Raw genomic sequence first — 11,948 nt, forward strand, 5'->3', positions numbered from 1 at the left:
TGTATAAGCAATTATTTACGAAAGCAACATTGGCATAAACTTTGGCTTCTCACAAAAAAATGATTATGAAAAATTATTTACGATTAATTCCTTTAGCAATTATAATTGTGCTTGGATATTCCTGCCATGACAACGTGCCTTATTATGATGTGCGTGATGAATATATCGGCGACTATAATGTGTATGATGATTGTGGTGCGTTCACATCTGATTACTCACTCACACTTTTTAAATATGGAAACAGTAATGAAATCATTTTTGGTTTTCCAGGATTATATGAAGCAGGTTTTGAAGTAACGGGATTAGTTACCGGAATGAAAGTGGTAATACCGGTTCAACAGTTTTCAATTGCACCCGATGTGTTTTATGAATTTTCCGGCAGTGGTTCGCTGAATGATACTGTACTTACAATGGCTTATCAGGTATTAACAATACAAGGTACTTTAATTATTGATGAAGTGGATTGCATTGCAGAGTTGGTGAGATGGCAGTAAAAATAATTTTAACCACATAGATACATAGAAATAAAAAAAGATAAGTTTTCATTTTATTTATTTGTGAAATAGTTCTTCCAACTCACCCCTGCCCCTCTCTTCGGAAGAGAGGGGATTATCCGTGTTAATTTCAGTTTACTTATGAAATTTTTAACCACATAATAAATAGAAAAATTTTAACCACATAGATACATAGAAATAAAAAAAGATAAGTTTTCATTTTATTTATTTGTGAAATAGTTCTTCCAACTCACCCCTGCCCCTCTCTTCGGAAGAGAGGGGATTATCCGTTTTAATTTCAGTTTACTTATGAATTTTTAACCACATAAATACATAGAAAAAAAGATAAGTTTTCAGTAGAATTTAATCTATGTATCTATTATGTGGTTAATTGCATTTTCCTCATTTAATAAGAAAGGTAAAACAATAAAAAAATTACTACCTGCTTTTAATAAAATATTGAAAGCAAGTATTTTTTTGCGAATGCATTTTTAAAAAATACATGCCGTTGGTGAGATTGGAAATATCAATTGTATTTTCAGAATAGTTAGTTACAGTAATTACTGTTTCTCCATTGCTGTTTACAATTATTATATCAAAAGGAAATTCAAAATCAGATTTAATGTTCAGATAATTATTTGCTGGATTTGGATAAACAGAAATAGCATTTTGAGAAATAGTATTTACTGATTGAATAATGTTTTTGTCGTAAGTAACTAAACCCGCAGTTTCTGATCCTATCCAAGCAATACCATTTGCATCCATTGCAATTGAGTTAAGATTATCATCGGGTAATGCAGAATTTTCCGCAGTAAAGTTTTCCCAATCTGTAGCATTGAAAAGTGCAAGTCCGGTAACATTCATTGCAAGAAAACCTTGACTTTCATCTACAGCAACATCAGCAACTTCCCAATCGGGAATATCGGAATTTGCTATACCAAAATTTAAAAAATTTCCATCGGCAGTATAAATTGATAATCCGCCGAAAGCTGTTGCCATCCAAATATTATAAGAATCATCTTTTGCTAATCCCAAGACTGTATTATCTCCGATATCAGAATTTTCTGTGCGGAAATATTGCAGTTCACCATTATCCAAAGTGGTTAGTCCGCCATTAATTGTTCCTATAAATTTTTTACCTGTATCATCAATTAAAATATCGGTGATGTTATTGGATTTAATTTCTGAATTACTAATCGTATAAGTAAACCATTCATCCGCACCATTCCATTTTGTAAGTCCACCGGTGGAACCAATCCAAATTGTATCATTCGCATCTTTAATAATTGCCCGCACAAAATCATCCGGTAATTCTGAGTTGGTGGTATTGTAATTTAACCAATCAGTACCATTAAATTTTGATAATCCGTTTTGAAACATTCCTACCCATAATATATTTTCATCATCCACATACACTGCACGAATATCATTTTCCGGCAATCCTGAATTAGTGGTATTTAATACAGTCCAATTATTATCAATATCAATTTTCACTAAACCACTTTGTGTACCTATCCATTTATTTTGGTCGGCATCTATATAAACTGTATTCACTAAATTATCGGGTAACAAAGAATTTTCAGTATTGTAAATAATAAATGGTGATTGCGCATTTGCTGTGATGCTGAAAAATAAAAGTAGATATGTGATGAAACGCATGAGGCGAAGTTAATTAGCAGATTTGATGATTAGCCGATTAGCCGATGTGTTTGATGTGAGAATGTGCAAATGTGAGAATGTGCAAATGAAAAAAAATCCTATAAATCTTTAAATCCGATTAATCCTAATTCAGACAATAATAATAATGGGCAAATGTGGCTAATGTGCGAATTTGAAAATTTGCTAATGTAACCTTGTTAGCTAACGTGGAAGCATTAGATAATTTATCGAATTCAAATTTTAGAAAACAACTTGAATTATTTCCGGACCAAACCCGAAGGGGTGACATTATTATAACAAACAACTGTAACAAAAAAAACCGAACCCCGAAGGGGTGACATTATGAATGGTGAGTAGTGAGTAGTGAAGAAAAAATGAGTGATGAGTTTTTTTAGTGAGTGGTGAATAGTGAATAAGCAATTAGCAATAGGCAATAGGCGAAAAATGCAATTACCAGAATGCAATTGTAAATTATAAATGGTTAATGGTAATAAAATCAGTGATGAATAATCAATATAGAGTTTATTTAACCGGGAACATGAAACTTGAAACTTGAATTTTTTTGTCAATAATCAAAGTCAACGGTCTAAGTTTTTTTTCATTGTCAACTGTCCACTGTCAATTGTCAACTGTCTAAGTCATTCCTTCACCCAACTCACAACAACAATTCCCTCTTCCGCTCTTATTTCTGAAAAATAAACTCCGGGTGGAATTGCAGAAATATCTGCAACATCATTTATAAATTCTATTGCAACTTCTTCACCTAAATTATTGCGGGTGATGATAGAAATAATATGAAGTGAATGTTCAATATGTATTTCTGTATTTGCGGGATTAGGAAATAATTTAATTGCATTTTGCGCAAGTGTAATTACACTTAATCCTTCATCAATAACTCCATCGCAATTATCATCCAACCCATTTAATATTTCTGTTGCACCGGGATAAATATTTTCGTTGGTATCATCGCAATCCGTATTGTCGGTAACATAACCAAAAGGAATATCACAAAACATTTCTTCAGTTTCTGCATCACCAAAACCATCACCATCCGCATCTAAGTAATACGCAATAAAAATTGCATCTTCATCAATAAGACCATTGCAGTTATCATCTATTCCATTGCATATATCAATTGCTGTTGGATACATTGAATTATCTGCATCATTACAATCCGAACTATCCGCAACAAACCCCGCAGGTAAAACACAAGCAAGTGTATCATGCATCACATTACCAAAACCATCACCATCTTCATCTGCATAAAACACATCTTCGCAAATGCCGAGTTTTACTACCCAGAAATTAAATATGCTATAGGTAGCAGATACATCATAATCTGAAGAACCGGAGTAACCGGTAACTACTAAATGATTATCTAAAGTTGGAATTACTTTATAGGCAAAATCAAGTCCGGATCCTCCTATTGATTTTTGCCAAATAATATTACCTGCGCTGTCTATTTGTAAAATCCAATAATCTCCCTGTCCCTTATTTTCTGTAGCATCACCATCATCAGAATTTGATACACCTGCTATTATGAATTGAGTAAGGTAATTGGTTATTATACATCTTCCATCCTCAGCATTGGTTCCTCCATATGTTTTTTGCCATTCTAACTCTCCATTACTATCTAATGAAATAAGCCAATAATCATCAAAACCATGCGACCCACTCACATCTCCGTAATTAGAATAAGATACGCCAACACATAAATACCCACCACCCGGTTTTTCGACTATGGAATAGGCCTCGTCTGTGTTAGAACCACCATACGTTTTTTGCCATTCTAATTCACCCTCACTATCTAATTTAATTATCCAATAATCCCTATCACCTTTATTTTCTGTTACATCTCCATCGTTGCCTACTGTATATCCTGCGACTATAAAACCACCATCTGAAACCTCTTGCACATCATAAGCACCTTCTAATTCACTGGATCCATAAGTTTTTTCCCAGATTATTTCGCCGAAGGGATTAAGCTTAATAATCCAATAGTCACTACTGCCTTTATTTTCAGCAACATCTCCATCAGAAGAGTTTGTTCCCCCCACTATGATGTAATTACCATCTGAAGTAATTTCAATATCCTTTGCGAGTTCCTCAAAACTTCCACCATACGTTTTTTCCCATTCAATATCCCCAAACTCATTTATTTTAATTAACCAAAGATCATCTTGACCATTATTAAAAGAAATATCACCATCGTTTGATCCGGTTTCACCACCTAATAAATATCCACCATCAATTCCCACACTTAATGTATATCCATAATCCCTATCTGAACCTCCATAAGTTTTAATCCATTCTGTATTTCCTACACTATCAATTTTTACAACAAGCATTTCATTTAATCCATGATTAAATAAAATATCTCCATCAGTAGAATTTGTATATCCAATCGTTAAATATCCCCCATCATCCGTAGCTAAAATATCTTGTGCCCTATCATCACTATTGCCTCCATAAGTATGTTGCCAAATTATTTCTGGTGTTTGTGTTTTTGCATTATTGAAACCGAATACTGTTGAAAGAAAAAATATTATTATGAAGTGTTTCATCAAATCCTGTTATTATGTACTAAATAAAAATAAGCATTATAGTTTTCTTAAAATTATTATTTGATAAGTAAGCAAAAAAAAAATGCCGCTTAACTCAGCAGCATTCTTTTATAAATAATAATATGAATTAAATATTTACATCCTGTATTGAAACGGGAGTTGGAGCTGTAATTACTTTTGTTCTTTTAATTCCAAATTTACTGTAGAGCCAAGTTTTAAATTGCTCGTTTAATAAATACATTACCGGAACTACTAATAGTGTTACAAAAGTTGCATAGCCAAGTCCGAAAACAATTGTCCATGCAAGTGGTCCCCAGAAAATTACATTTTCACCACCAAACCAAATATCGGGACGCAATTGTGTAAATAAACCAACGAAGTCAATATTAAATCCTATTGCCAAGGGTATCATCCCAAAAATAGTGGACAATGCTGTTTGAACCACTGGTGTCATTCGAATTCGGGCACCTTCTACCACAGCTTCTTTTACACTCATTCCTTCTTCCACCAATACATCCGTAAATTCAACAAGCAGGATCCCATTTTTCACCACAATACCGAGCAATGCAACAATACCTACACCGGTCATTACTGCAGAGAAATTCATTCCCGTAAGACCATATCCGAGCAGCACACCAATGATGCTGAAAATAATTTCAGTGAAAATAATTAGTGGTTTTGAAATAGAATTAAATTGTGCTACTAAAATTATAATTAGCAGGAATAATGAAATAATCCAGGCAATACTTATAAAGCTTATTGTTTCTTCAAAATCCTGGCTTGCACCGGTGTATCCAATGGTTACTCCCGGTGGTGTATCAAAGTCGGCCAATGCAGTTTTTATCTGATTCATGATTGCAGGTTGTTGCGATTCATAACCAGTAAGTAAGTTGGATGAAATAGTTACCACACGTTTTTGATCAATACGTTTTATACCGCTATAAGTACTAGAATATTTTATATCGGCAAATGCACTTAACGGAACTTGACGCACGCTACCCGTAGTAATATCTCTGTAAGTTAATTTCAGATCTTTTAACTGATCAATGCTTTTGCGTTGTTCTTCATCGTAACGCACCACAATCGGATAATCATCATTGCCTTCTTTGTATCTTGAAACTTCAAAGCCATATACTGCATTTCTTATTTCAAATCCAACAGTATTTGTGGACACACCTTCACGGTTCATTCGCTCACGATCCAAATCAATTACCACTTCCGGTTTATTTGCTTGTAAATCTGTTTTTAATTCTTCAATGCCTTGAATATTTAAAGATTCCAGATAGCGCTTTACATCTCCGGAAGTTGCAATGATATCATCGAAGTTATCACCAGTTATTTCTATGTTGATTGGCTTACCTTGTGGTGGTCCGTTTTGTTCACCCGCTATTGTTATTTCTGCACCCGGAATTCCTTTTACTGCTTCTCTGAATTCCACCATATACGGTGCTGTTTTTCTGTTGCGACGAATAGAACTTTCAATAAACGCAACAGTTACTTTTCCTTTATTGGTGTAAGCACTTTGATCAAACGGGTCTTCACTTGCACTGATAGTAACATTGGAAATAACTGATTCTACCAACTCATTATTTTCTCCCAACACATTGGTAATTCGTTTTTCTACTACTTGTGTTACAGAGTCTGTAATTGCTTGATCTGTTCCTGTTGGCATTACGATATATGCATAGATAAAATTGGGATCACCCGTTGGAAATTGCTCTACCCCCGGTTTTGAAATCATCAAACTCACAATGGCAATAATCAAGGATAAAAATATTCCACCGAATGTAAGTACAGGATGTCTTAATGTCCATCTTAAAATGTTGGAATAACCATTTTGAACAACTGGCCATCCTTTTTCCTGGAACCATCTTATCGCTCTAATCAATACAAGACTATACAACCAGAAAAATCCAACAAGGGTAATAATGATATTTCCCAACAATGGATTTCCACTGAAAGAAATGATTAAACCGAATGCAACAACCACAGCAGAGAAAACAAACTGACGACGACGTTTTGGTTTATCTTCTTTATTATGCGCTTTCATAAATGTTGCGGCGAATACAGGATTTATTAAGTAGGCAACTAGTAGTGATGCTGTTAATGTGATAATTAAAGTAATAGGTAAAAAACGCATAAACGAACCAATCATTCCCGGCCAAAATAAGAGAGGAAAGAATGGGGCAAGTGTGGTTAAGGTACCTGCCATTACCGGAACAAATACTTCCCCCGCTGCTCGCTTTGCAGCAATGCGAATAGGTACTTTTCCATTGTTGAAAATACGGTGTGTATTTTCGATTACAACAATCGCATCATCTACTACTATTCCCAGACCGAGCAGGAATGCAAACAACACAATCAAGTTCATTGCACCACCAATTAAACTCAAAACAATAAATGCAATAAACATGGAAAGAGGCACAGATAAACCGATAAACATCGCATCTGTAGCTCCCATAAAAAACATGAGGGTAAGAGTTACAAGAATAAAACCGATGATGATGGAATTAATTAAATCCTGCAATTGCGTACGAGTCATTGAGGATTGATCACCGGTAACAGTAATTTCCAGATCGGATGGTAATTCTTTAAGTTGAAGTTCTTCTAATAATGTTTTAATATGATCCGATGCATCAATTAAATTCTCACCACTTTTTTTAATAACATTCAGCGTGATTACTTTTTTGCCATCTAATCTTGCAAAACTTTCCTGCTCCTTAAAACTATCTTTTACTTCAGCAATATCTTTCAAATAAATAGGTTCATTTTGCATATTCAAAATCAACATATTTTTTATCTGATCTACATTATCAAACTCACCATTTACGGAAATACTGCGTCGCATTTCATCTACACGAATAGAACCTCCGGAAACAATTTTATTCTCATTACTTATGGCGGTATAGATATCATAAATAGTAACCTGTGAAGCCTGCATTTTATACATATCCATATTGATTTGTATCTCTCGCTCCGGCGCACCGATTACATCTACTTTTGATATTTCAGGTACTTCTTCAATTTTATCCTGCAGCAATTCTGCATACCGGTTTAATGTACCCAAATCGTAATCGCCACTCACGTTTACAAACATGATTGGTATCTCAGAAAATTCTACTTTTAAAACATTGGGACCATACTGCGGATCAAGATCACTTGGCAGATTTGGTTTTGCTTTATCTACCGCATCTTTTACTTTTTGATTGGCATCATTGATATCTGTTCCTGAAACAAATTCCACCATGATACTCGAAAAATCCTGTACCGAGTTACTGGTAATTTTATTTATTCCATTTACTGCGCCAATCTCTTTTTCTAATTCTTTGGTAATCAGATTTTCAATATCCGTAGGTGATGAACCGGGATAAATAGTGGATACATAAATGGTAGGTAATGTAATATCGGGATAGAGTTCTTTTGGCAAACTCTGATAGGTGGTTATACCCAACACGGTAATGATAAGCGATATAATAAAAATTGTAGTGCGGTTATCAATTACCCAACTGGAGGGTTTAAACTCTTTAAAAACTTCTTTCATAATGGAAGTATGTTTATAATAAATTAGCTGTTGGTCAATTTTTTTTTTAAAACCGAATTACATCGTTATTGGCTGTCCATTCACAAGTTCCTGATAACCTTGAGTAATAATTTTATCGCCTTCTTGTAAGCCGGAAGTAATTTCAATTTTTCCGTTATATACTTTGCCGGTAGTAACACTGCGGCGTTGTGCTGTCCATGCATCACCTTGTTGTTCTGCTACAAAAATATAACTGGCATCACTGGATTGTTGCACCAGATTTATATCTACAATTATTGCATCCTGACTTGTATAATCTGCAATTTTTAAAATGGCAATCATATTCGGTTTATAAATTCCATCGCTGGAAATTTTTGCTTCAGTAGTAAATGTTCTGCTATTCTGATTAATTACTCTGGAAGTAAATGAAATTTTAGATTCCACTTCACGCTGCAAATCAGGGAAATAAATGAGTACTTTATTCCCTGTTTGTACAGATGCCGAATGTGCTTCAGAAACTTCACCTATAACTTTCAGACTACTCATATTTACAACACGAATACCCATCATGCCCGGCGATGCAATCTGACCAACTTTAATATCCACTTCATCCACAACACCATTTATGGGTGAAGTTAATCTCGACATTTGCAATTGTTCATTTGCTGCAGCAAGAGAAGCTTCCAAAGTTTCCATATTATTTTTTGCAGATAAGTATTGTACTTCACTGCCGATGTTTTGATCCCACAATGCTTTTTGTTTTACATGAATGTCTTTCGCAAATTGCAATTGTGTTTTAATAGTTTCTACATTTTTTCTTGCCGCTTCATTATCTATTTCTGCAAGCAACTGACCTTTGGAAACTGTCTGCCCTTCGGTTACATACACAGATTTAATTATACCCGGAAGTTGTGCTGTTACCAATACATTATCTTCTGCATCCACTTTCGCTTGTATTTCAATATAGCGGGTGAATGGTTGTTTATTTATTTCAGCAATGGTCACGAGTTTTTGTTTTCCCTGCACTGCATTACCACCCTCCGCTGCAATTTCATCTTCCAGAGTTTTTATTTGTTCATCTATTGCCGCACGTTCTTTTAGTAATGCACTTAATTGTGCATCCTTATCTCCTTCTGTTTTTTTGCTTCCGCAAGAAGCCAGGATGATAAGCGTAATTGAGTATATCAGTATCTTTTTCATTCGATTGTTTTTATAAGTAGCCTAAAGATTTTTTAAGATTAGTTCTTGATGATAATAAATTATACAGTGCATTAATGTATGATCTCTGTGCATTAAATACAGTGGTTTCTCCGTCTGTTAATTCCAAACTGGAACCCACACCTTCTTTATATTTTGTTAATGCTCTGCTATAAATTTTATTTGCCAATTCCATATTGGATAATTGATTTTCTAATTCTTCCTGCGCATTTAAATACTCCGAAGTGTATTGTGAAATTTCTAATTGTATTCCTCTGGTTACATCTATTTGAGTAAGCTGTGCACGATTAAAACCAATGGTAGCTTCCTGCACTGCTGCCGAGCGATGTAAACCATCGAAAATCGGCAGACTTAATTTCACTCCCACCAATGATGTTTCGAACCATGGATTATCCCACTCTAAAAAATTAAATTGATTGCGTTGTGCCACTTGTGAATAGGAACCATATAAAGCAAGTGTGGGAAAATATGCTGCTTTATTTACTTTAATATTCAGTGCATTTAAATCCACATTTGTTTGCGCTACATTAAATTCCGGACGAGTAAGATAGTTCTGATCATTCTCCATCAAAATAAAATTATCCTGAATGGTAGTTAATGAATCCGTGAGAATAATATCCTCACTCAAATCCATTCCCATTTGAAATTTTAATAAGTTCTTTGCCACTTCTTTTTGGCGTACTAAATTCTTTTCCATTGTTTGTAAATTGGAATTTGTAATACGCAATCTGTCCACATCCACCTCTTCCACAAAACCCTGCTTGTACATTTCACCCATTTCAAATAATGTTTTTTCAATGATAGCAATATCCTTTTCTAACAATCTTGCTTGCTCATCTAATATCAACACATTAAAATATGCGAGCTCTACATTTTTGCGAATATCTGTTTCCGTAACTTTCGATTGGTACTGCAATAATTCTATATACACTTTTGCCGCCTGCAATCCATAGATATAAGGGCCGCTGAATAATAACTGTGAAGCCGAAAAATTCATATTCATATTTTCAGGTGTACCAAATTGCAATTCTTCAAACTGACCCGGTTCACCACCAAAAAATTCCGCCGGAATTAATTGGGTTGGCAAGGTTAAATAATGTGTGTAGTCCAGGCCGAAATCTACTTGCGGCAAACCCATAGATGTTGTTGATTTTTTTGTGGATTCCCCTGCTTCGATATCCAGAAGAGCCCGCTTTGCATCGGTGTTATTTTGAACGCCATATTCTTGCGCCTGCGCCATAGTAAAACTCTGCGTCTGCGCAAATGCATTTACTTGAATAAGAACAGGAATCAGAATTATGGCACTCCATTTTTTCCAATAATTCATAGAATGGTTGTTTTAATTTTTTCTAATTTTTTTATGCCTTTAGGTGTTGCAATGCCACGAATATGATATTGAATATATTGCGGCATTACTTGATCAAGTGTGTAGGTATCGGGTTTAAATATTTGCGGATCAATCAACATTTCCATGCGACTGATATAAATGGATGCAATGATATTCTCATCAAAATCATCTCTGTACAATTCCTGCTCACGCCCTTTGCGAATATTTTCGATCATACAATTATATACATGGGTGTTGCGATGCTCTAAAAATAATTGCCAGCTTTTGGGATAGTATTTTCTGAGGTCATATATCAGCGAAGGATTGATGTCTTTTAAATGTTGAGTTACCCATTCTGTTATCTGTAACATTTCAGAAATAGCATCCTGAGAAGTGGCATATATTGTATTTACTACTTCGTTGTGATGTTGAAAATGAAATGCCGTTACCTTATGCACTAATTCGTCTTTACTTGTAAAATACTGATACAGTGTTTTTTTTGAAATAACCAGATCTCTTGCCACATCATCCATTGTAACACTTTTTGCACCATAGCGCAAGAACAGACGTTCACATCGCTCTAATATTTTTTGTTCTTCAATAGTCATTTTGCGGGTGCGAAATTAGAACAGAAAAACACAGGAAACGATAAATGGTTTAAAAGTTTCCGGAGTTTTTAGAAACTTTAACGTTTGGAAGAGGAGGGGAATTAGGAATTAAGAATGAGGAATTAAGAATTAGGAATGAGGAATTAGGAATATAGAATGAAGGAACAATCTGAGATGAGTAATCAGTAATGAGTTTTTTATAGTGTGTAGTAAATATGGATCTAAAAAAGCCACGAATGCATGAATAGGTTTCCTTTTTTATTTGTGCATTCGTGGCTGCATTTTTTTATATCTCAAAAAAACTTTGCGGTCTTTGCGGTAAAAAATAGTGAATGGTGAATGGTGAATGGTGAATGGTGAATAGGGAAAAAATTACCGCAAAGACCGCAAAGGAAAAATACGCAAAGGACGCAAAGCGAGGGCGAAGTGAATTAAGAATGTGGAAGGTAGAAAGTAGAATGAAGGAACAATCTGAGAAGAAAACATTATGAGTAGACGAACGATAATTTATAATTTGAAACCTGAAACCCGAAACTTATTAGTCAAAGTCAATAGTCT

7 protein-coding genes are annotated in these 11,948 nt (G+C 34.6%); 1 reads left to right on the top strand and 6 read right to left on the bottom strand.

Annotated elements, in window-relative coordinates:
• Nucleotides 1-65: 65 nt before the first annotated feature.
• A complete protein-coding gene (locus IPN31_15710; GenBank protein MBK8683320.1) occupies nucleotides 66-494 on the top strand; it encodes a hypothetical protein in 429 nt (142 codons plus the stop codon).
• Between the two features lie 438 nt (nucleotides 495-932).
• Here the strand turns inward: IPN31_15710 and IPN31_15715 are convergent, their stop codons facing one another.
• The 6 genes from IPN31_15715 to IPN31_15740 all read right to left on the bottom strand — a co-directional run bounded on the left by IPN31_15715 (nucleotide 933) and on the right by IPN31_15740 (nucleotide 11,390).
• Entirely contained in the window at nucleotides 933-2,153 is a 1,221-nt protein-coding gene (locus tag IPN31_15715) for a T9SS type A sorting domain-containing protein (protein MBK8683321.1), read from the bottom strand.
• 638 nt (nucleotides 2,154-2,791) lie between these two features.
• On the bottom strand, nucleotides 2,792-4,717 hold the full coding sequence (locus IPN31_15720) for a putative metal-binding motif-containing protein (GenBank protein ID MBK8683322.1): 1,926 nt from the start codon (nucleotides 4,715-4,717) through the stop codon (nucleotides 2,792-2,794).
• A gap of 127 nt (nucleotides 4,718-4,844) precedes the next feature.
• Complete coding sequence (locus tag IPN31_15725; GenBank protein MBK8683323.1) at nucleotides 4,845-8,258, bottom strand: efflux RND transporter permease subunit; 3,414 nt, start codon at nucleotides 8,256-8,258, stop codon at nucleotides 4,845-4,847.
• A gap of 57 nt (nucleotides 8,259-8,315) precedes the next feature.
• Nucleotides 8,316-9,437, bottom strand: a complete 1,122-nt coding sequence (locus tag IPN31_15730) for an efflux RND transporter periplasmic adaptor subunit (protein ID MBK8683324.1) — start codon at nucleotides 9,435-9,437, stop codon at nucleotides 8,316-8,318.
• 10 nt (nucleotides 9,438-9,447) lie between these two features.
• Nucleotides 9,448-10,782, bottom strand: a complete 1,335-nt coding sequence (locus IPN31_15735; GenBank protein MBK8683325.1) for a TolC family protein — start codon at nucleotides 10,780-10,782, stop codon at nucleotides 9,448-9,450.
• Nucleotides 10,779-11,390, bottom strand: a complete 612-nt coding sequence (locus IPN31_15740; GenBank protein ID MBK8683326.1) for a TetR/AcrR family transcriptional regulator — start codon at nucleotides 11,388-11,390, stop codon at nucleotides 10,779-10,781. Before IPN31_15740 ends, IPN31_15735 begins: the two co-directional genes overlap by 4 nt.
• Between the last annotated feature and the right edge of the window lie 558 nt (nucleotides 11,391-11,948).

The organism is Bacteroidota bacterium, assembly GCA_016715425.1.
Taxonomy (GTDB): domain Bacteria; phylum Bacteroidota; class Bacteroidia; order Chitinophagales; family BACL12; genus JADKAC01.